Source organism: Burkholderia sp. AU31624 (assembly GCF_020420065.1).
Classification (GTDB): domain Bacteria; phylum Pseudomonadota; class Gammaproteobacteria; order Burkholderiales; family Burkholderiaceae; genus Burkholderia.
The window spans coordinates 444,279-464,923 of the sequence record NZ_JAIZRT010000001.1 but is presented as its reverse complement, the minus strand read 5'-3'; the positions used below and the strand labels follow the sequence as shown (position 1 = coordinate 464,923).

At 68.2% G+C, this 20,645-nt stretch carries 20 protein-coding genes and 2 pseudogenes; 16 read left to right on the top strand and 6 right to left on the bottom strand.

The features are described from left to right. Window positions 1-47 precede the first annotated feature (47 nt). Genes LGM89_RS02175 through LGM89_RS02160 form a run of 4 tightly spaced genes read right to left on the bottom strand, consistent with a single transcriptional unit; the run spans window position 48 to window position 4,941 of the window. A complete protein-coding gene (locus tag LGM89_RS02175) occupies window positions 48-1,592 on the bottom strand; it encodes a TolC family protein (RefSeq protein ID WP_226272146.1) in 1,545 nt (514 codons plus the stop codon). Then, window positions 1,579-3,621 carry an FUSC family protein gene (locus LGM89_RS02170; RefSeq protein ID WP_226272145.1) on the bottom strand — a complete coding sequence of 681 codons (2,043 nt, stop codon included), beginning with the start codon at window positions 3,619-3,621 and terminating at the stop codon, window positions 1,579-1,581. Before LGM89_RS02170 ends, LGM89_RS02175 begins: the two co-directional genes overlap by 14 nt. Then, entirely contained in the window at window positions 3,602-4,651 is a 1,050-nt protein-coding gene (gene mdtN / locus LGM89_RS02165; RefSeq protein ID WP_226272144.1) for a multidrug transporter subunit MdtN, read from the bottom strand. The genes LGM89_RS02170 and mdtN overlap by 20 nt, the downstream gene beginning before the upstream one ends. Next, a complete protein-coding gene (locus LGM89_RS02160; protein ID WP_089496633.1) occupies window positions 4,648-4,941 on the bottom strand; it encodes a hypothetical protein in 294 nt (97 codons plus the stop codon). The genes mdtN and LGM89_RS02160 overlap by 4 nt, the downstream gene beginning before the upstream one ends. A gap of 849 nt (window positions 4,942-5,790) precedes the next feature. Between LGM89_RS02160 and LGM89_RS02155 the strand changes: the two genes are divergently transcribed. Continuing rightward, window positions 5,791-6,939 carry a metallophosphoesterase gene (locus LGM89_RS02155; RefSeq protein ID WP_089496634.1) on the top strand — a complete coding sequence of 383 codons (1,149 nt, stop codon included), beginning with the start codon at window positions 5,791-5,793 and terminating at the stop codon, window positions 6,937-6,939. 73 nt (window positions 6,940-7,012) lie between these two features. Here the strand turns inward: LGM89_RS02155 and LGM89_RS02150 are convergent. Next, window positions 7,013-7,204 (bottom strand): annotated as a pseudogene (locus tag LGM89_RS02150) (nitroreductase family protein); the annotation flags it as partial. A 98-nt stretch (window positions 7,205-7,302) separates the two neighbouring features. On the opposite strand from LGM89_RS02150, the gene LGM89_RS02145 reads away from it, so the two are divergent. The 5 genes and pseudogenes from LGM89_RS02145 (at window position 7,303) to LGM89_RS02125 (ending at window position 10,816) form a co-directional block, all read left to right on the top strand. Then, a complete protein-coding gene (locus LGM89_RS02145) occupies window positions 7,303-7,908 on the top strand; it encodes an alpha-ketoglutarate-dependent dioxygenase AlkB family protein (protein ID WP_226272143.1) in 606 nt (201 codons plus the stop codon). Between the two features lie 330 nt (window positions 7,909-8,238). Continuing rightward, entirely contained in the window at window positions 8,239-8,445 is a 207-nt protein-coding gene (locus LGM89_RS02140; protein WP_089429068.1) for a hypothetical protein, read from the top strand. A 310-nt stretch (window positions 8,446-8,755) separates the two neighbouring features. After that, window positions 8,756-8,902: pseudogene (locus LGM89_RS02135) on the top strand (type II secretion system protein); the annotation flags it as partial. A gap of 200 nt (window positions 8,903-9,102) precedes the next feature. Beyond that, entirely contained in the window at window positions 9,103-9,639 is a 537-nt protein-coding gene (gene tecA / locus LGM89_RS02130) for a type 6 secretion system effector deamidase TecA (protein ID WP_226202780.1), read from the top strand. Window positions 9,640-9,922: 283 nt separating this feature from the next. Next, window positions 9,923-10,816, top strand: coding sequence for an IclR family transcriptional regulator (locus LGM89_RS02125; protein WP_226272142.1), 894 nt, complete (start codon window positions 9,923-9,925; stop codon window positions 10,814-10,816). A gap of 104 nt (window positions 10,817-10,920) precedes the next feature. On the opposite strand, the gene LGM89_RS02120 is transcribed toward LGM89_RS02125, so the two are convergent. After that, window positions 10,921-12,000, bottom strand: a complete 1,080-nt coding sequence (locus tag LGM89_RS02120; protein ID WP_089427168.1) for a porin — start codon at window positions 11,998-12,000, stop codon at window positions 10,921-10,923. Between the two features lie 444 nt (window positions 12,001-12,444). On the opposite strand from LGM89_RS02120, the gene LGM89_RS02115 reads away from it, so the two are divergent. Genes LGM89_RS02115 through LGM89_RS02070 form a run of 10 tightly spaced genes read left to right on the top strand, consistent with a single transcriptional unit; the run spans window position 12,445 to window position 20,575 of the window. Next, window positions 12,445-12,762 carry a non-heme iron oxygenase ferredoxin subunit gene (locus tag LGM89_RS02115; RefSeq protein ID WP_011354710.1) on the top strand — a complete coding sequence of 106 codons (318 nt, stop codon included), beginning with the start codon at window positions 12,445-12,447 and terminating at the stop codon, window positions 12,760-12,762. A gap of 1 nt (window position 12,763) precedes the next feature. Beyond that, on the top strand, window positions 12,764-13,075 hold the full coding sequence (locus tag LGM89_RS02110) for a recombinase-like helix-turn-helix domain-containing protein (RefSeq protein ID WP_089427169.1): 312 nt from the start codon (window positions 12,764-12,766) through the stop codon (window positions 13,073-13,075). A gap of 52 nt (window positions 13,076-13,127) precedes the next feature. After that, entirely contained in the window at window positions 13,128-14,204 is a 1,077-nt protein-coding gene (locus tag LGM89_RS02105; protein ID WP_226272141.1) for an aromatic ring-hydroxylating oxygenase subunit alpha, read from the top strand. Further along, the gene (locus LGM89_RS02100; RefSeq protein WP_226202788.1) at window positions 14,197-14,967 is read left to right on the top strand and encodes an SDR family oxidoreductase; all 771 of its coding nucleotides are present in this window, start codon (window positions 14,197-14,199) and stop codon (window positions 14,965-14,967) included. The genes LGM89_RS02105 and LGM89_RS02100 overlap by 8 nt, the downstream gene beginning before the upstream one ends. A gap of 37 nt (window positions 14,968-15,004) precedes the next feature. Next, the gene (locus LGM89_RS02095; protein ID WP_226272140.1) at window positions 15,005-15,532 is read left to right on the top strand and encodes a cupin domain-containing protein; all 528 of its coding nucleotides are present in this window, start codon (window positions 15,005-15,007) and stop codon (window positions 15,530-15,532) included. A gap of 18 nt (window positions 15,533-15,550) precedes the next feature. After that, the gene (locus tag LGM89_RS02090; RefSeq protein ID WP_226272139.1) at window positions 15,551-16,447 is read left to right on the top strand and encodes an alpha/beta fold hydrolase; all 897 of its coding nucleotides are present in this window, start codon (window positions 15,551-15,553) and stop codon (window positions 16,445-16,447) included. Next, window positions 16,444-17,301, top strand: a complete 858-nt coding sequence (locus tag LGM89_RS02085) for an IclR family transcriptional regulator (protein WP_089496640.1) — start codon at window positions 16,444-16,446, stop codon at window positions 17,299-17,301. The genes LGM89_RS02090 and LGM89_RS02085 overlap by 4 nt, the downstream gene beginning before the upstream one ends. Then, the gene (locus tag LGM89_RS02080) at window positions 17,298-18,095 is read left to right on the top strand and encodes an SDR family oxidoreductase (RefSeq protein ID WP_089427174.1); all 798 of its coding nucleotides are present in this window, start codon (window positions 17,298-17,300) and stop codon (window positions 18,093-18,095) included. The genes LGM89_RS02085 and LGM89_RS02080 overlap by 4 nt, the downstream gene beginning before the upstream one ends. Further along, window positions 18,088-19,755, top strand: a complete 1,668-nt coding sequence (locus LGM89_RS02075) for a thiamine pyrophosphate-binding protein (RefSeq protein WP_089496642.1) — start codon at window positions 18,088-18,090, stop codon at window positions 19,753-19,755. Before LGM89_RS02080 ends, LGM89_RS02075 begins: the two co-directional genes overlap by 8 nt. Beyond that, window positions 19,748-20,575 carry an aspartate dehydrogenase gene (locus LGM89_RS02070; protein ID WP_089496643.1) on the top strand — a complete coding sequence of 276 codons (828 nt, stop codon included), beginning with the start codon at window positions 19,748-19,750 and terminating at the stop codon, window positions 20,573-20,575. Before LGM89_RS02075 ends, LGM89_RS02070 begins: the two co-directional genes overlap by 8 nt. The last annotated feature ends 70 nt before the right edge of the window (window positions 20,576-20,645 follow it).

The following is a 20,645-nucleotide window of genomic DNA, read 5'->3' as shown; positions in this document are numbered from 1 at the left end:
TCTAGTGGGCGGCGAGCGCATGCGTCAACCGCCTCGCGGCGGCTGCGCTACTGCGCCGAGCCGATCGTTCCCGTCGCAAGTGCGAGCGCGGCAGCGGCCGACAGTGCACCGGCATAGCTGTCGACCTCCGCGTTGCGGGCGGCGAGCAACTGGCTTTGCGCGATCGTCGCATCGGTGACCGAACCGACGCCGTTCCGGTACGCGGTCAGCGCCGCGTCGTAACTCGTCTGCGCGGCATCGACGAGCGCCTGCGCGGCGTCGTGCGACGCCAGGCTCGTCTGTACCGCGTTCTGCGCGGCGACCACCTGGCGGACCGCTTCCTCCTTGGTCCGCGTGAGGCGCGCGGAGGCGCTTTCCGCGTCGTTGCGCGCCTGCATCAGCACGGCCGAGCGCAGCCCGCCGTCGTACAGCGGAATCGTCACGCCGAGGAACACGCCGCCGCCGTAGCGGCTGCCGTTCAGGTTGACGGTCGGCGCCTGGTCGCCGATCGCGGGCAGCGCGGAGATGGACGTGCCGCCGCTCGCGTACGACGTCGACGCGGACAGGAAAATCTTCGGCATGAACGCGGCTTCCGCGGCCTTGATCTTCGCGCGATTGGCCTTTTCGAGCGCGAACGCGCCCTGCAGGTCGGGGCGGCGCGCGATCGCATCCGACACGATCGCGTCGACCGACGAGCCGAGCGAGGGCGGCAGCGGCCGCTTCGGCAGCGCAGCGACGGTTGGCTTCGACAGCGGCGAGATGCCGAGCGCGGAGACGAGGGCGAGGTAGCCGTCGCTCTCCGTGCCGTTCGCCTGCACGAGCGCGAGGTTGGCCTGTGCGCGGTTCTGCGTCGCCTGTGCGAGTTCGACGACCGTGCCGACGCCGTGCTTGAGCCGCGCGCGGGACGCCGCGAGGATCGCGTCCGCGTTCGCGAGGCCCTGCTGGGCGCTGAGCGCGCGCGAGCGTGCGGCTTCGTAGCGGTAGTACGCGACGGTCACGTCGTGGATCACCTGCTGGTGAACGGCCGTAAACGCGACGTTCGACGCGATCGACGCCTGTTCGGCCGCTTCGACGCGCGCCGCGCGGCCGCCGAAATCGAACAGCAGCCATTGCAGCGACAGCGCCGAGATGGTGCCGTGCACGGTGGAGTTGCTCGACGAGTCGCCGAGGAACGACGACGTCGACCCGTGGTTTGCCTGGTATCCGCCCATGGCAGTCGCGGACAGCTTCGGCAGGTAGGCGGTCTTGGCCAGGCCGACCGCGAGCGCGGCGTTGCGCGCGTCGTTCCATGCGATACGGGTCAACGGGTTCGCCGATTCGGCGAGATCGATCAGCTCGGGCAGCGTGTACGCGTGCGCGGCATCGAGCGCGGCCGGCGGCGAAACGGACGCGAGCGCCGGCGACGCGGGCAGCGTGTAGTCGTGCGAACCTTGCGCGGACGCGCGCGGCGGGCCTGGCACGATGTCGCCTGCGGCCGACGTTTGCGGCTGCCATGGGCGGTCGGACGCCTCCGGCGCCAGATCGATCGACGACGTCGCGCAGCCGGCCAGCGCGACGGCGGTCGCGAGGGCGGCGGCGGCGATCGAGGCGGCCGGCGGTTCAGGTAGGCGCATGGGGAACAGGCTCCTTCGGTGTGGCTTGACGGGCGGCATCGGCGATGTGCGCGAGCCGCGTGTCGATCAGGTTCAGCAGCGCGTCGCGCGCGGGGTCGGTGGGGGCTGCGCGCGGCGGGGTGGCCGGCGGCGCGGAGGGTTCTCGATGAGGCGCGGCGGCGTCGTCGCGCGGTTCGGTCACGCGGGCGAGCTGCGCGCCGATCGCCGCGTCGCCGGGCTTGCGTTCGGCGAGCAGGAACAGCGGCCCTTCGAGCGCGCCGAGTTCCGCGAGCGCACGGCGTCGGCTGGCGAGCCACGACGCGGCCGGCCGGACCCACGACGGTTCGTAGTGGACCAGCCCGAGTTCCTGCGTGATCGCGCCGTGGCGGGCGAACGCCTCAGCCGCGAGCGCGCGTCGTTCGGCCGGCTGCGCGACCTGCACGAGGCGCCGCCACTGGTCGATCAGCGCGGCGAGCCCGGCGTCGATCTGCTTGCCGATGCTGACGGGCCAGATGCGCGTGAACACGAGATACACGACGACGTTGCCGAGCAGGATGCCGATCGTGCGATCGCGCGCGATCGTCAGGTCGAAGCCGGGGCCGGCGCCCTGGATCACGCACAGGAAAAACGCGAACGCGATCTGGAAGCCGGCATACGCGATGCGCGGCGAGCCGAACGCGACCCACGCGGCGAGCCACCCGCCGGCGAACACCAGCGCCATCAGGTGGCCGACCGACGATAGCGACGGCACGACGAAGACGAGTGCCGCCGTGCCGAGCAGCGCGCCGACGATGCAGCCGAAGATCCGCAGCGTGAGCTTCTCGACCGTCTCGGCCGTCGAGCCGAGCGACACGATGTAGCAGGTGACGACGCAGGTATGGATGCCCGACCAGTCGAGCTGTGAATACAGCAGGTAGCAGAAGATCGCCGCGGCGGTCGTCTTCAGCGCGTAGCGGATGTGGTCGGGATTGGTGCGCGCGTCGGGCAGGAAGAAGCCGCCGCGCGGGGCGGGAGGCGGAGCGGATTCGGGGGCATCGGAGGCAGTTGTCGAAGCCGACGAAGCGGCATCGGTCGTTGCGGCCGGTTCCGCGAAATGCGTGATCGCCGCCTGGAGATCCGTCGCGGCAATACGCGCGAGCGGCGGCAGCGTGTCGGTCGGCGGTAGCGCGAGCGTCACGTCGACCGGGTAGCCGCCCTGGTCGAGGATGTCGGCCATCTCGTCGAGCGTCGCTGCGATCGGGGTGGCAAATGCGTCGGGCAGCCGTGCATCCGGTTCGCGATCGGCCAGCGCGACGCCGACGAGCAGCGCGGTGCTCGATGCCACGGCCTGCCGCAACGCCGCGACGTCGGCGGCCGACGAAGAGCCTTCGAGTTTCGACAGCTTGAGCCACGTGAGCAGCTGCTTGTCGCCTTCGTGCAGGCTGGCATTGAATGCGTCGCGCGCGGCATCGTCACCGCGCAGCCGCTGCGCGGCAAGCCGCAAGCGCTTCGCGAGTTGCGCGTGCGCGAGCTTGCGCGGCGACGGCGCGATCAGCAGGTTGACGACGATCGCGACCCCGACCGGGATCGCGATCGTCAGCCAAATGTACAGCAGCGCGCGCGTTGCAGCTTCGCCGAACGGCGCGAGGCCGAGCTGGTCGAGCCCGAAGCCGACGATCATCGCGAGGATCGCGCCAACCGGGCGCAGCTTGCTGGCCGACGTCAGATAGAGGAGGGCGACCGACAGCACGGCCATGCACGCGACCCGCAGGATCGAATAGTCGATGCTGAAGATCGCGATGCCGAGCACGAGCCCGATCACGATCGTGACGATCACCAGCAGCGCGGCCGCGAGCACGACGCTCGTCACGCGGTCGGCCCGGATCATGAAGAACACGACGTACGCGGACAGCGCGGCTTCGGGCGTGCCGTAGGCGGCCGTCACGAGCGCGGTCAGCGCGCAGATCAGCGCGACCCGCACGGCAATCGACGTGCGCCCCGGAAACGGCGCGAGCAGTCGCAGGACTTCGCGCGGGCCCGGCGCACGAACCTCAGCGGCAGGCAGTGCCATGCCGGACCTCGACGATGGCGCTGGCGCCGACACGCACGAGCTTGCCGTCGGGTTCGTCGAGCTTCACGCGCACCGGGAAGCGCTGCGCGACGTGCACCCAGTTCACCGAGTTCTGCACGATCGGCAGCGTGCGCGGCAGGTTGATGCGGGCGCTGTCGGCAATGCCTGCGCCGACGCCGACGACCTTGCCGGTCAGCGGGCGGCTGCGGTCGATCATCGAATAGACGGTCGCGCAGTCGCCGACCTCGATGCGGCTCAGCGACGTCTCGCGGAAGTTGCCGACGGCGAACCATTCGCTCGCGTCGATCAGCGTGAAGATCGACTGGTTCGGCGCAAGGGTTTCGCCGGCGAGCACGCTCAGGCCCGTGACGAGACCATCGTGCGGCGCACGCACGACGGTGTCTTCGAGCGCATGCCGCGCGCGGGCGAGCGCGGCCTCGCGCGCATGCAGCGTCGCGATCGCGTCGGCTTCGTCGCCGATCGTCTGTGAGGACGCGCGCTGCTGTTCCTGTGCCTGCGTGAGCGACACGGCCGCGTCGCGCTGGCGGACCTTCGCCTGGTCGAACTGCTGCGCGCTGACGTAGCCCTGCGCGGCGAGCGGCGCGAGCCGGTTCACGTCGCGCGTGGCAAGGTCGTTGTTCTGGGTCGCGCGCTTGACCTGCTCGGCGGCCACGGCCGCGTTCGAGCGCTCGCCGATCAGCGAACGGCGGCGCGTGTCGAGCGATGCGCGCGCGAGTTCGAGGTCGGCCTGCGCCTGCGCAACCGTCAGCCGGTACGGCACGGGATCGATGACGTACAGCAGGTCGCCTTTCGCGACGCGCTGGTTTTCATGTACCGCGAGCTGCACGATGCGGCCGCCGACCGGCGACGCGACGTGTACGACGTCCGCGTCGATCGACGCATCGTCGGTGGACGGGTACGCCGTCGTGCGGTGGTACGCATACACGAGTGCCGCGATGCCGAGCGCGACGATCGCCAGGGCGATCACGCGGCCTTTGACGGAGGGGCGGGCGATACCGGCGGCCTTCATGCGAACGGCCCCGTGCCGGTGAGCCACACGATCACCGCGACCACGAGCCCGATCGCGGTGCAGACGGCCAGCTGGTAGGGCACCGTCGCGGCCCAGCCGGTCGCGACGAATATGCGGTGCGCGACGATCGCGCCGATGACGCCGACGATCGCGCTGACGAGCCAAAGCGGGAAATACGCGCCGAACAGGACGTACGACGGTGCACCGCGCGATGCGCAGCCCGCGAGCGGCAGGGCTGGCGCCAGGACGGCGGCGACGCGCAAGGGCGCGCGCGGCGTTGTTTTTCTCATGGTGTGACGAGCTCGACGTTGGGGGTGGATGCCGGGCGCGGCGCAATGCGAATCGTCGCCGCGACGACGATTCCGGGATATGGGGCCGATAATAAATCAGCGCGATGCGGACCGCCAGCTACCCGCCCTGTACATCGTGCGGGGGAGCGAGCCGGTCACGGGACGCGTCGACACGTCCGGCATCGCGTTTCGGCGACCGAAACCGGACCGTCGCGATTCTGCCAGCGCACGCTCGCGTAGGGTTGCTAACGGACTGTAAAGAATCGTCAGACGAACGAAGGGCGGCCGATTTGTCGTGTCGACAGCGCGGAATCGGGACGGAATAGGCCGATTGCCGTTCGAACGCAGGGGAATAGGGTCGATCCGGCGGATGGAGGGCAATGTTGACGAGTGGGTCGACCGGATTGCGTGTGAAGCGCGGCAGCGTGTCGTGATCGGCGCCACGGATTTGCGGCGGGCGTTCGGCCTGAGCTGTCTGCTCGTTTGCTCGTGTGCTCGCCCGCGAGAGCGGCAACGCGCAGTGCCCTCGGGCAAGACGCGGAAGTTCGCATCGATCATCCGGCCGTCGTTCTCGAAGTGGCTGACCGGGATGGGCAAGTGCAGCGTGCGCTGCATGTCGGTAACGACGGGCTTCGGGAAAGCGTCAACGTCGCTCGCGTCGGGCTGGCCGATGAAGTCGCGGTCGACCGGTGCGCCGAGCGGCGTCGAAGCCCGGCCGGCGACCGGTCGTCACAGCCGCGATCTGTGTACCATCGTACGTATGGCGCGACGCGCGGCACGGAGCCTCACGGCCTCGTGCGACACGCAACGCGGAAGCGGTATCGGTATCGCAACGAAGGTGAGTGTTCCATGCGAAGTTTCTTTGTCCGGTTCATTGCAATCGGCATGCTGTTCCATCTGTACGTCGGGATTCGGATCATTCCCGATGCATTCACGTCGCCGGTCGCGCGCACGATCGCGGCGCTCGTGCTGGCAAGCTTCGTCGTGCTGATCCCGGTCGGCATGTTCTCGCGCCGCTTCGACGAAGGTTGGGCCGCGACGCTGGCCGGCTGGGCCGGCTCGCTCGTGATGGGCTTCTTCTCGTCGCTGCTCCTGCTGACGTTCCTTCGCGAATTCGTGCTGCTCGGCGTGTCCGGATGGCGGCATCTCGGGCACGACGGGGCGTGGCCCGGCGCGGCGACCGACACGGCGATCGGCGTGCTGGCCGGTGCGGTGTTCGTCACCGTGATCGGGTTCGTCGGTGCGCGCCGCACGGCGGCGGTCAAGCGCGTGTCGATCCCGGTCGCGGGGTTGCCGGCCGGGCTCGACGGCCTGACGATCGTGCAGCTGTCCGACATCCACGTCGGGCCGACGATCAAGCGGCCCTACGTCGAACGGATCGTGCGCGCGGTCAACGCGCTCGATGCCGACCTCGTCGTCGTGACGGGCGACGTGGTCGACGGCTCGGTCAAGCGCCTGCGCGACCACACGGCGCCGCTCGGCCGCATGCAGTCGCGGCACGGCAGCTTCCTGGTGACGGGCAACCACGAGTATTACGCGGGCGCGCATGCGTGGATCGACGAGTTCCGGCGCATCGGGCTGACGGTGCTGCTCAACGAGCATGTGCTCATCGAACATGACGGTGCGCACGCGGTGCTCGCGGGCGTCACCGATTTCACGGCGGGCGGGTTCGATCCCGCTCATCGCAGCGATCCCGTGCAGGCGCTGGCGGGTGCACCGCATGACGTCGGTACGAAGATCCTGCTCGCGCATCAGCCGCGCAGCGCGGAAGCAGCGAACCGCGCCGGCTTTACCTTGCAGTTGTCGGGGCATACGCACGGCGGCCAGTTTCTGCCATGGCCGCCGTTCGTGCGGCTGCAGCAGCCGGTGATCGGCGGGCTGAGCCGCATCGGCAATCTGTGGCTCTACACGAGCCGCGGCACCGGATACTGGGGGCCGCCGAACCGTTTCGGCGTGCCGTCCGAGATCACGCTGATCCGGCTGACGCGCGGCGGGTAGGGCACGTTTCCCCGTTTGGAAACAGGCCGGCGCAAGCCCGACATCTACGGGCGCCGGCCCTGGCCCGCGGCCGTCACTCGATGCCGGCAATATCGTCGAAATCGAAGCACGGGCTGCGCGGGAACGGGCCGCCCGGATCGCCGTAGGCCAGATTCGCGAGGAAGTTGCGTTTGATCGCCGTGCCCGCGAAGAACGCGGCATCGATCTTCGCGCCGTCGAAGCCGGACATCGGGCCTGCGTCGACGCCGAGTGCGCGCGCGGCCACCTTGCATCCGCGAATGACAGTGCATGGCTGTGTGCGACGCCGTTGGCTAGTATGCAGGCATGCCCCGTTCGCTCCGTTCATCGCCCGTTTCTCCCGACATGTCGACACCCGATTTCTTCGCTGATACGCCCGCACCCGACGTGGACTGGTACCCGGACTGGCTGGCGCCGTCCGATGCCGATCGCGCGCTGGCCGCGTTGATCGGGGAAGTCGCGTGGCAGCAGGACACGATCCGCACGCCGCGCGGGCGCATTCCGTTGCCGCGGCTGACCGCATGGCAGGGCGAACCGGAAGCCGTCTACGTGTATTCGGGGATCCGCAACGTGCCGGCGCCATGGACGCCGGCCGTGCTCGACCTGAAGCGCGCGGTCGAGGCGACGTGCGGCGCGCACTTCAACAGCGTGCTGCTCAACCGCTACCGCAACGGGCAGGACAGCCTCGGCTGGCATGCGGACAACGAGCCCGAGCTGGGCGATGCGCCGGTGAGCGCATCGGTGAGCCTCGGGGCGATGCGCGTGTTCGACCTTCGCCATCGCAAGACCGGTGTCACGCATGCGTATCGCCTCGGACATGGCAGCCTGCTCGTGATGCGAGGCCGCACACAGGCCGAATGGCAGCATCGCGTGCCGAAGGCGCCGGGCGTGCAGGGCGAGCGCGTGAACCTGACGTTTCGGCGCGTGATGCCGGTGGGTACGGGCCGGTAACCCCGCCCATCGCCGACGTGCCGGGAAATTCGCGCCCCGTTTTGCGATTCATGGGCGATCGATACAGGCAAGCGGTCGCGTGTGCGGCACGTTGCCGCACGACTGCTGAGCCATGCGCGCTGAAACGCCGCTGAGGCCCGTGCCATATGGGGTTTCAGGAAATTTGATCGACCGCCCGGTTCCGATAGATGAGTGAAACCTCTGATGGTGCGTCGCAACAATCCTTGACTAGACTGTCGAATGGCAAAAGCGCGTCGCATCCCGGCGCGATCCTTTCGACATGCTCCAAGCGTTGCCGATGCGGTGCGCAAGGGGGCAGGAGCAAAACGCGTGACCGTATTCGACCCTTCCTTCGAACCCTCGCTGCACGTCTTCGAACAAGACGGCGGATGGCAATGGGCGCTGACGGTGAAGCGGGCGACCGGCGTTGGCGTGAAAGTCGTTGCGTTCAGCCGGGACGGCTTTCGCGGCGAAGCCGAGGCCTACGCCGCCGGCCAGCTTGCCCGCGCCGCGTATGACGCCGCCGTGACAGCCTGACGCCGTCGCGTCGATCCCGCCGCCCGAGGATCGTCTTCATCGCATGCCGCCCGCCGCCGGGTGGTTCTTCCCGATCGTTTCCAGTTTTCCGTCGCCTGTCGCGCTTCGCGCGATGGCGCGTGCGGCGCACTTGCGCGCTCGTCCGCCGGGGCTCGCCGTGCCAAATGGTCCGTACCATTCGACACGTGTGTGTGCCATACGTCGCGCTTAACGTCCCTGCAAGGCGTCCGTCGCGCCGGCGATGCGGCTCTTCGCGCCGTGATTCGAATACCGGACGCCGGACGCCGACCCATCGACAAGAGTGCAGGCCATGTGCGACGACAGAACCGACTACAACCGCCATGCGCGCGGCGGCTCGCGCACGGCGCGGGCGCCGGAACGGGGATTCACGCTGATCGAGGTGCTGATCGCGCTGGCGATCGTCGCCGTGGCGCTGGGCGCCGTGATGCGAGCGATCGCGCCGGACGTGCGCGCGCTGTCGGATCTCGGGTGCGATCGTCGGCGAGCGCCGCCGCCCGACATGCTGCAGCCGCTGCGCGTGCGCCTGCGGCTCGCGCCGAATCCCGATGCGGCGGCCGCCGCCGCGCCGGCTTCGGCGGCGCGCATGCCGTGACGTCCGAGCGCGTGCCCGGACGTGGTTCGATATCGTAATAACATATGACGTTATTGCGTTGGCGGGACGATGACGTCCTGCTTCTTCACCAGGAGCCACCCATGCAACTCTCCCAGCTAGGCGGGCATGTCGCCCAGTCCGGTTTCGCCGAACGGCAGAAGCACGCCCAGGCGCTGATGTTCGGCATGGCCGACATCAACGAGTATGTTTCCGGCGGCGTCTGCTACGACGCCGCGGCTTATGTCCGGTACCTGCTGCGCAGCGATGCGATGATCGCGCCCGGCGCGCTGCTCGACACGATCGGCCAGCACTGGCGAACCCGTTTCAACTTCGAGACCGGCGGTGAATGGGACGGGCGCGCGAGCATTCCGGCGGGAACCGCGGTCGGCTTCTCGCGCGGCGGTACGGTCTTTCATGCGGCGATCGCCGTCGGCGGCAGCCGGATCCGGGCGATCAACGGCGGCCGCCTGGGCAGCGGATGGATGTATGCGGTCGATCTGGCGCGCGTGCTCGAGCCGGATGCGGCCGGCGGCTTTACGTACGATCGCGCGAACATCCGGGTTCACCTGTCGCGCCTGTAGGCGGCCCGGCACGGCCTTGCCTGCCACGCCGGCCGCCACGCGTCGGCCGGCCGCCACTCACGCGGCTGCCTTCCCGCGCTGCCGGCCGCTCCGGCATGGCGTGGCGCTGTCCATCGCTGCTATCCTCTCGACCGTGATTGACTCTCCACGGCGTCGCGATCCGCATGCTGCGGTGCGGCGATGCGCGCGGGTGTGAACCCCGTGCGCGCTGAGGTAGCATGACTGAATATCCACGACGATCCGTGACCTGTTACGTGACTGATTTCCTACCGTCCATGTCCACATGGTCAAGACAACGATGAGCGACGCACCTGAAACCACGGCGCCCGGCGACGACGAATCGTCCGGCGGCGCGTCGTCCTATCTGGTGCCGGGGCTCGAACGCGGGCTGCGGATCCTCGCCGAATTCTCCGCGCGCGAGCCGGTGCTCGGCGCGCCCGAGCTGTCGAAGCGCATCGGCATTCCGCGCACGACCACGTTCCGCCTGCTGCAGACGCTGGAAGCGCTCGGTTTCCTCGAGCGCGTGAACGGCGACCGTTATTTCCGGCTCGGCGTCGGCGTGCTGCGGCTCGGCTTCGAATACCTGAATTCGCTCGAACTGACCGATCTCGGCACGCCCGTGCTCGAGCGGCTGCGCGATGCGACCGGCCTGTCGACGCATCTGCTGATCCGCGACCAGCGCGACGTCGTGTTCGTCGCGAAGGCGCAGAGCAACGCGTCGATGTTCGGTTCGGTGAAGGTGCACGTCGGCACGCGCCTGCCCGCGCATGCGACCGTGCACGGCCACGTGCTGATGGGCGACCTGACGCGCGACGCACTGCGCCAGCTGTATCCGGAAAAGCGGCTCGAGCAGTTCACCGAGCGCACGCCGGGCACCGTCGACGAACTGTACGAACGCGTGCGCCATTACGCGCGGCTCGGCTACGCGGTGAGCGAGGCGGCGTTCGAGAGCGGCATTTCGGCCGTGACCGCACCCGTACGCGATCATTCGGGCTCGATCGTCGCGGCGATCACCGCGACCGTGCCGCGCTCGGAAATCGGCGAGGCGCGCGAGAAGGAGCGGCTCGTCGAAGCCGTGTGCGGCGCGGCGGTCGACCTGTCACAGCGGCTGAACTATCGTCCGCTCGAAAGCGATCCGACCTTCGCGCACGCGCGCCACAAGGTCGCGATGTTCTGAGTGCGCCGATGCGCGGCCGGCGGTCGTGCAAATGCCATGTGCGAACGACAAAAGCGGCCCGCGGGCCGCTTTTGTCGTTTCAGGCGACGCACGCCCGACATCGTTCAGAACGAGTGGTGGATCCCGGTGAGCACGATCACCTGGTTTGCCGTGCTCGATACACCCGCCGTGAAGAACGCGGCCTTCGCACCGCCAGAACCGTGCTCGTACAACACGTTCGCATAAAGCTGCGTGCGCTTCGACAGCGCATAGATGTCGCCGAGCTCGACCTGCGTCCAGCGGCGGCCGGCCAGCGTCGTGGTCGCCGCGCCGCCCGCGATCGTGTTGAACGCGCTGCTGCGGTAGTTCACCCCCGCGTCGTAGCTCTGGAACGTGTCCGAAAAGCCGTTCGACTGCATCTTCGTGCGCGTGTACAGGCCGTGCACGAGGAAGTCGCCGAACTGGTAGGACGCGCCCGCCCCGATGTTCTCGACCTTGCTCGCGGTGTATCCGTTCGCGGTGTTCTGCCCCTGGAACGACGTGATGCCGGTCGTGCTGATCAGGATCGCGCGGTCGTGCTCGTTCGAGTACACGGCCGACGCCTTGAACGGCCCGTTCGCATAGTTCAGCGCGACGCCGACCGACTTGCCGGTCGAGAAGTTCGTCGTGTTGCCGAGCGCCATCGTCGCCGCGGCCGAGAAGCCCGCGAAGGTCGGTGAGCGGTACTTGACCGAGTTGTTGTACGGCACGTTGCCGGTCGCGGCGAGCCCGTCGATGTTGCCGGGGTGGAACGCGTACCAGCTCATCGCGAGGTAGGCCGTGCTGAGCGGATCGAGATAATCGAACGACAGCGGCGTCTGGCGGCCGAGCGTCAGCGTGCCGTAGCGTTCCGAGCCGAGGCCGACGAAGGCCGCGCGGTTCCAGATCGTGTTCGCGGTCGCGAACTGGCCGTTGTTCGTATAGAAGCCGTTTTCGAGCTGGAAGATCGCCGACAGGCCGTCGCCGAGGTCTTCCTTGCCTTTCAGGCCCCACCGATCGGGCTGCGTATTGCCCTGGATCATCGCCCACTTCGCATGGCCGCCGACGTTGTTCACGTACGCGACACCCGCATCCATGCTGCCGTACAGCGTCACGCTGCTCTGCGCCCACGCGCCCGACACGGCGCCCACTCCGATCACTGCTGCTGCTACCGCATGCTTGACCATTTGATCTCCTGAATCTCCAACCTGATGAATACGTGCCGTGGCGGCATGCGCGGGAACGGCCGGCCGTCGCGCGTTTTCGCCATCGGGTGGGCATTCGTATGTTCCATATAAGGAACAATGTACCTCTGATGGAATGGAGTATAGGGGCGTCTCGCACCGTATCAAAAATAATTTTTTCGGGACGGATGGGTTTCCGGCCGCCGCCCGGCGTCGCTGCACAAAACTCGCGTAAACCCGGTAAATCCCCGTCGCATAACAAAAAATTTCATTTGATGGGGTGGATACACGCGATTGCCGACCCGGCGGTCAGTGTTTTCCCTAGGGCGAGCAGCTTTTTGTTTTACTCGTGGAAAGTCGCTCCTATAATCACCATCCATAAACTGATGTTCCGGGTATGGAACAAATCGGAACAAACCGAGAGTCGATCAGAAGGAAGGGTGTGAGATGTCTGAACAATGGGTTTGCGCCGGGCACGCCGGCGCGCTGTCGGAAGACACGCCGATCGAGTTCAAGCGGACCGACGGCGTCGAAATCGGGATCTACCGCGTCGGCGACGACGTGTATGCGCTCGAGAACGTGTGCCCGCATGCGTACGCGCTGCTGACGCAGGGGTTCGTCGACGAAGGTACGGTCGAATGCCCGCTGCACGAGGCCGTGTTCGACATCAAGACGGGCGAATGCCTGAAGGGTCCGGGCGGACGCGCACTGAAGCAGTACGCGGTGCGGCTCGCCGGCGAGGAAATCCAGATCAAGGTGGAGTGACATGAAAGAAGCGACCGTGAATTTCAATCCCTTCCTGAAGCCGTGGGTGGCGCCGCAGCCGAACAACGTCGCGGGCAAGGGGCAGATCGAGATCCCCGGCCAGGTCGAGAACCAGGTCTGGCAGAACCGCAAGGCCGCCCCGACCCAGTATGAAAACGACCTCGGCGATGCGCTCGAACGCGTGTTCGAAGCCGGCGCGATCGAGCTGGACGAGGTCGTCGCGGGCCTGAACCGCATCGGCTTCCGCGCGCCGGACGGCACGGTCTGGACACCTGAACGCTTCCGCGCCGAAATGGCCTCGCTCGCGGAATGACCGCGTAAGCGCCGACTGCCGATCCGACGACAACCGCATCCGGAGCACACTGATGACGTCCCCCGAACAACACGCAGCACAACACGACCCGGTCCGTGCCTATCTCGACCGCGGCATCAAGAACTACTGGTACCCCGTCGCGCCGAGCTGGCAGGTGTCGAATGCACCGGTCGGCCTCACGCGCCTGTCCGAGCAGATCGTGCTGTGGCGCGATCACGACGGCAAGGTCCACGCGCTCGAGGATCGCTGCCCGCACCGCGGCGCACGCCTGTCGCTCGGCTGGAACCTCGGCGGCAACATCGCCTGCTGGTATCACGGCATCGAAGTCGACGGCGGCGGCACGGTCAACCGCGTGCCGGCCGTATCGAACTGTCCGCTCGAAGGCACGAAGTGCGTGAAGTCGTATCCGGTCGAAGAGAAGGCAGGCGCGATCTTCCTGTGGTTCGGTGACGAAGCGCACGGCGAGCCGGCGCCGCTGAACCTGCCCGAGGAACTGGTCGACGACGCGTACGGCCACTTCCTGTGCGTGTCGAACTGGAAGTGCAATTACCAGTACGCGATCGACAACGTGATGGACCCGATGCACGGCGCGTACCTGCATGCCACCTCGCACTCGATGGCCGAAGGCGACAAGCAGGCCGAGATGCGCGTGCGCAAGACGGAAACGGGCCTGATGTTCGAGAAGATCGGCCAGCGCGACGTGAACTTCGACTGGGTCGAGCTCGGCGAAACGGGCTGCCTGTGGATGCGCCTCGCGATCCCGTACAAGCAGAAATTCGGCCCGGGCGGCAACTTCGGGATCATCGGCTTCGCGACGCCGGTCGACGGCGACAACTGCCAGGTCTACTTCTGGCGCACCCGCAAGGTCAGCGGCTGGCAGCGCGACGTGTGGCGCTTCATGTACCGCAACCGCCTCGAGGGCCTGCACTGGGACGTGCTCGAGCAGGACCGCTACGTCCTCGAAAGCCTCGCGCCGAACGCGCGCGATCACGAATACCTGTACCAGCACGACGTCGGCATGACGCGTGTGCGCCGGATGCTGCGCACGCGTGCGCAGGAGCATCTTGCGACGCTCGACGCGCATCGCGCGGCGCAGGCGCAGGCCGCCTCGGAGCCGGCAAATGGCTGAGCGCGCTCCGGTCGTGTCGCTCGCGGGGCGCCGCGTGCTCGTGACGGGCGGCGCGCGCGGGCTCGGCGCGGCGTTCGTGAAGGCGCTCGTCGAAGCGGGCGCGCAGGTCGCGTTCGGTGACGTGCTGCTCGACGAAGGCCGCGCGCTGGCCGCGCAACTCGCCGAAGCCGGCCATGTCGTGCATTGCTTCGCGCTCGATCTCGCCGATCCGGCGAGCGTCACCGCGTTCGTCGCGCAGGGCGCGGCGGCGCTCGGCGGCATCGACGCGCTGATCAACAACGCGGCGATCACGAACTCGGGCGGCAAGCTGTCGACCGAGCTCGACGTGTCGACGTGGGACGCCGTGATGAACGTGAACGTGCGCGGCGTGTGGCTCGTCAGCAATGCGGCGCTGCCGTATCTCGCGCAGTCGGGCCGCGGCGCGATCGTGAACCTCGCGTCGGACACCGCGCTGTGGGGCGCGCCGAAGCTGCTCGCGTACGTCGCGAGCAAGGGCGCGGTGATCGCGATGACCCATGCGCAGGCACGCGAGTTCGGCACGCACGGCGTGACGGTCAATGCGATCGCGCCGGGGCTGACCGAGGTCGAGGCGACCGCCTACGTGCCCGCCGAGCGCCATGCGTTCTACCTGCAGGGCCGCGCGCTGACGCGTGCGCAGGTGGCCGACGACGTGACGGGCCCCGTGCTGTTCCTGCTGTCGGACGGCGCGCGCTTCGTGACGGGTCAACTGCTGCCGGTGAACGGCGGCTTCGTGATGAATTGATTGAATTGAAGTTTTCACTCTGATGAAGGAGAGGACGATGGCGGACGCCGATCTCGAACGCAAGTCGTGGGACCAGCCGGAAGGCGCAAGCTTCAACGACTGGATGGAAGGGCGCGTGGCGCGCTACGCAACCCGTCGCTACGACTGGGACGCACTGAAGTTCCAGGCCGACTACGACCCGAAGTACCGCCGTGCGCAGATGCGCTACGTCGGCACGGGCGGCACGGGCGTCGCGAAGGACGTCAACACGGTGCCGGCCGGCGGCTTCACGTTCTCGACGATGGTCATCCCGGCCGGCAACATCGGCCCGAGCCACATCCACATGGACGTCGAGGAAATCTTCTTCGTGCTGCGCGGCAGGATGAAGGTGATCTGCGAGCGTGACGGCGAGACGTGGGAAGCGATCCTCGGCGAGCGCGACCTGATCTCGGTGCCGCCGGGCGTGTATCGCACGGAAATCAACATCGGCGAGGAAGATGCGCTGATGTGCGTGATGCTCGGTTCGCCGAAGCCGGTCACGCCGACCTATCCGCCCGATTCGCCGCTCGCGAAGATCAAGCGCTGAGACGGAGCAGGTGAAGCAATGAGTGTCATCGACAAACGTGAACGCGACCGCACCGCGGCGTTCGCCGCGCTGCTCGGGCAGTTTCCCGAGCAGCGTTGCGCGGTCGGCGCGGCGGGCACGATCGGTTATCGCGAGGCCGGCGCGCAGCATGCAGGCCGTGCGCTGCCCGTCGTGCTGCTGCACGGCATCGGCTCGGGCGCCGCATCGTGGGTCCGCCAGCTCGACACGCTCGGCGCATCGCGGCGCGTGCTCGCGTGGGATGCGCCCGGTTACGGCGTGTCGACCCCGGTGCACGGCGCGTCGCCGGCAGCCGCTGATTACGCGGCATCGCTGAACGCGTGGCTCGAGGCACTCGGCATCGAACGCTGCGTGCTGGTCGGTCATTCGCTCGGCGCGATCATCGCGGGCGGTCTCGTCCGAGTGATGCCCGCGCGGATCGCCGGCCTGCTGCTGGTGTCGCCCGCGGGCGGCTACGGCAGCGCACCGGCTGAAACACGCGAATCGCGCCGCGACGCGCGGCTCGCGATGCTCGCCGAACTCGGCCCGGCCAGGCTCGCCGAGCAGCGCAGCGGCAACATGCTGTCCGGTTTCGCGAACGAGGATGCGCGTGCGTGGGTGCGCTGGAACATGGCGCGCATCGTGCCGGCCGGCTACGCGCAGGCCACGCATCTGCTCGCGAACGCCGATCTCGCCACCGATCTCGCCGGCTTTCGCGGCCGCACGGCCGTGGCGGTGGGCGCGAACGACGCGATCACGCCGCCCGCTGCATGCGAGCGGATCGCCGCGGCCGCGCACGTCGGGCTGCAGGTGATTCCGCAAGCAGGCCATGCCGGCTACGTGGAAGCACCGGCCGTCTATTCCGCACTGATCGACACGTTCTGCCGTCAGTGCGACCAACAGCGGGGACTGGCATGAACGAACCGCTGCAACAACCCGATACCGAAAACGGCAAGGCCGAAGCCAGTTACGTGGTCCCCGGCCTCGAACGCGGGCTGCGGATTCTCGCCGAATTCTCGCCGCGCGAGCCCGTGCTCGGCGCGCCCGAATTGTCGAAACGGCTCGGCATTCCGCGCACGACGGTGTTCCGTCTGCTGCAGACGCTCGAATCGCTCGGCTTCCTCGAGCGTGCGGACAAGGATCGCAACTACAAGCTCGGCATCGCCGTGCTGCGGCTCGGCTTCGAATACCTGAGCTCGCTGGAGCTGACCGATCTCGGCCTGCCCGTGATCGAAAGCCTGCGCGATGCGACCGGCTTCACGACGCACATCGTGATCCGCGATGGCCGCGACGTGGTGTTCGTCGCGAAGGCGCAGAGCCAGGCGCCGGTGTTCAGCTCGATCCGCGTGAACGTCGGCACGCGCTTGCCCGCGCATGCGACGACGCACGGTCACGTGCTGATGGGCGACCTGTCGCTGAAGGAGCTGCATGCGCTGTACCCGGAAGGCGCGTTGAACCGGATGACGAACGCGACGCCGGAAACGGTCGACGCGCTGTACGAAGTGATCCGCGAGGATGCGCTGCGCGGCTACGGCGTCAGCAATTCGTCGTTCGAGCGCGGTATTTCGGTGGTCACCGCGCCGGTGCGCAACGAGACGCAGAAGATCGTCGCGTGCATCACCGTGACGGTGCCGAGGCCGGAAATCGACGCGGCGCTGATCGCGGACGGCCTGATCGACAAGGTGCAGCGCGCGGCGGCGGAACTGTCGCGGCGGCTCAATTACCGCTCGGATGACGAGCACACGTTTCTCAAGGCATTAGGACTCCGATGATTCAGATCGATCTGACCGGGCAGGTGGCGGTGGTGACGGGCGGTTCGTCCGGCATCGGCCTCGCGACCGCCGAACGGTTCCTGCAGGCGGGCGCGTCGGTCGCGATTTGCGGCCGCGACAGCGAGCGCCTCGCACGCGCCGAAGCGATGCTCGTCGAAAAGTATCCGGGCGCGCAACTGCTCGCCGCGCGCTGCAACGTGCTCGACGAAGCCGATGTGGCCGCGTTTGCGCAAGCCGTATCGGCGCGCTTCGGTCGTGCCGACATGCTGGTCAACAACGCCGGCCAGGGCCGCGTGTCGACCTTCGCCGACACGACCGACGACGCATGGCGCGAAGAACTCGAACTGAAGTATTTCAGCATCATCCGCCCGACGCGCGCGTTCCTGCCGCTGCTGCGCGACGCGCAGGCGCCGACGATCACTTGCGTGAACTCGCTGCTCGCGCTGCAGCCGGAGCCGCACATGGTCGCGACGTCGTCGGCGCGCGCGGGCGTGCTGAGCCTCGTGAAGTCGCTCGCGACCGAACTCGCGCCGCAGCGCATCCGCGTGAACTCGATCCTGATCGGCATCGTCGAGTCGGGCCAGTGGCGCCGCCGTTACGAAACGCAGGCGCAGTCCGGCGAGAGCTGGGAGGACTGGACGGGCGCGATCGCCCGCACGAAGAACATTCCGCTGAACCGCTTCGGCAAGCCTGACGAGGCCGCCTGGGCACTCTTTTATCTCGCAACGCATCTGTCGTCCTACACGACGGGCAGCCATATCGACGTTTCTGGAGGCTTTGCACGCCATGTCTAAAAAAACCACGGTTGGCGAGCTGATTGCCGCCTTTCTCGAGCAGTGCGGCGTGAAGACCGCATTCGGTGTCATCTCGATCCACAACATGCCGATCCTCGACGCGATCAATTCGCGCGGCAACATCCGGTATGTCGGGGCACGCGGCGAAGCCGGCGCGTTGAACATGGCCGACGGGCTGGCCCGCGTGTCGGGCGGCCTCGGCGTCGCGTTCACGAGCACGGGCACGGCGGCGGGCAACGCGGCCGGCGCGATGGTCGAGGCGCTGACGGCCGGCACCGCGCTGCTGCACGTCACGGGGCAGATCGAGACGCCGTACCTCGACCAGGATCTCGCGTACATCCACGAAGCGCCGGACCAGTTGTCGATGCTGCATTCGATCTCGAAGGCCGCATTCCGCGTGCGTACCGTCGAAACCGTGCTGCCGACGATCCGCGAAGCCGTGCGCATCGCGCAGACCGCGCCGACGGGCCCCGTGTCGGTCGAGATTCCGATCGACATCCAGGCCGCTGAAATCGAATGGCCGGAAGACCTCGCGCCGGCACACGTCGCGGTGCGCGAGCACGACACCGCCCGCGTCGCGAAGCTCGCCGATGCCCTCGCGGCCAAGCGCCGCCCGCTGCTGTGGCTCGGCGGCGGCGCGCGCCACGCACGCGAGGAAGTCGAACGCCTCGTGAAGCTCGGCTTCGGCGTCGTGACGAGCGTGCAGGGCCGCGGCGTGCTGCCCGAGGATCACCCGGCGACGCTCGGCGCGTTCAACGTGCACGCGTCCGTCGAAGCGTTCTACAAGACCTGCGATGCGCTCGTCGTCGTCGGCTCGCGCCTGCGCGGCAACGAAACGCTGAAGTACAAGCTCGCGCTGCCGCAGCCGCTGTTCCGCGTCGATGCCGACGCGCTTGCCGACAACCGCGGCTATCGCAACGAGCTGTTCGTGCATGGCGATTCGAAGCGTGTGCTGGCCGAGCTGGCCGACCAGCTCGAAGGCCGCCTGGCGGTCGATCCGCAGTTCGCGGCCGATCTCGCGGCCGCCCGCGAGCAGGCGGTGGCCGACGTGTCGAAGGGCCTCGGGCCGTACAAGCAGCTCGTCGACACGCTGCAGGGCGCGGTCGGCCGCGACTACAACTGGGTGCGCGACGTGACGATCTCGAACAGCACGTGGGGCAACCGCCTGCTGAAGATCTTCGAGCCGCGCTCCGGCGTGCATGCGCTCGGCGGCGGCATCGGCCAGGGCATCCAGATGGGCATCGGCGCGGCGCTGGCGGATGCGGCGGCGAAGACGGTGTGCCTCGTCGGCGACGGCGGGCTGATGGTCAACGTCGGCGAGCTCGTCACGGCCGTGCAGGAAAACGCGAACGTGATGATCGTGCTGATGAACGACCAGTGCTACGGCGTGATCCGCAACATCCAGGACGCGCACTACGGTGGCCGCCGCTGCTTCGTGCAGCTGCACCAGCCCGATTTCGCGCAGTTCTGCGCGAGCTTTGGCCTCACGCACTACCGGATCACGTCGCTCGACGACGCGGAAGCGATCGTGCGCGAAGGGATGGCGAAGGCAGGCCCCGTGATGGTCGAGGTCGACATGCTGTCGGTCGGCGCGTTCGCGTCGAACTTCGCAGGCCCGCCGGTGAAGAAGGAAGAGCCGTCGGAGCGCCAATATGCTTAACGGGCAAAAGCGGGCCCACGCACCCGTCGACGTCGCGATGATCGGCTTCGGTGCGATCGGCGCGGCCGTGTACCACGCGGTCGAGCACGATGCGTCGCTGCGCGTCGCCCACGTGATCGTGCCGGAACACCAGCGCGCGGCGGTGCAGGGCGTGCTGGGCGGCGCGGTGGAGGTCGTGTCGTCGGTCGACGCACTGGCCCGCCGCCCCGAGTTCGCGCTCGAATGCGCGGGCCACAGCGCGCTCGTCGATCACGTCGTGCCGCTGCTGAAGGCCGGCACCGATTGCGCGGTCGCGTCGATCGGCGCGCTGTCCGATCTCGCGCTGCTCGACGTGCTCGCACAGGCGGCCGACGAAGGCGACGCGACGGTCACGCTGCTGTCCGGCGCGATCGGCGGGATCGATGCGCTGGCGTCCGCGAAGCAGGGCGGCCTCGACGAAGTGCTGTACGTGGGCCGCAAGCCGCCGCTCGGCTGGCTCGGCACGCCCGCCGAGGCGCTGTGCGACCTGCGCGCGATGACCGCGGAAAAGGTGATCTTCGAAGGCAGCGCGCGCGATGCCGCGCGCCTGTATCCGAAGAACGCGAACGTCGCGGCCACCGTCGCGCTCGCGGGCCTCGGCCTCGATGCGACGCACGTGCGCCTGATCGCCGATCCGGCGGTCGAGCGCAACGTGCACCGCATCACCGCGCGCGGCGCATTCGGCGAGATGTCGCTGGAAATGAGTGGCAAACCGCTGCCCGACAACCCGAAGACGTCCGCGCTGACGGCGTACAGCGCGATCCGCGCGCTGCGCAACCGCGCGGCCCGCTGCGTGATCTGACCGGGCCATTGAATGCCTGCCCGCGCCACGGCGAGGGCGGGCGTGCAGAGACAGATTTGTGGGACTTGTG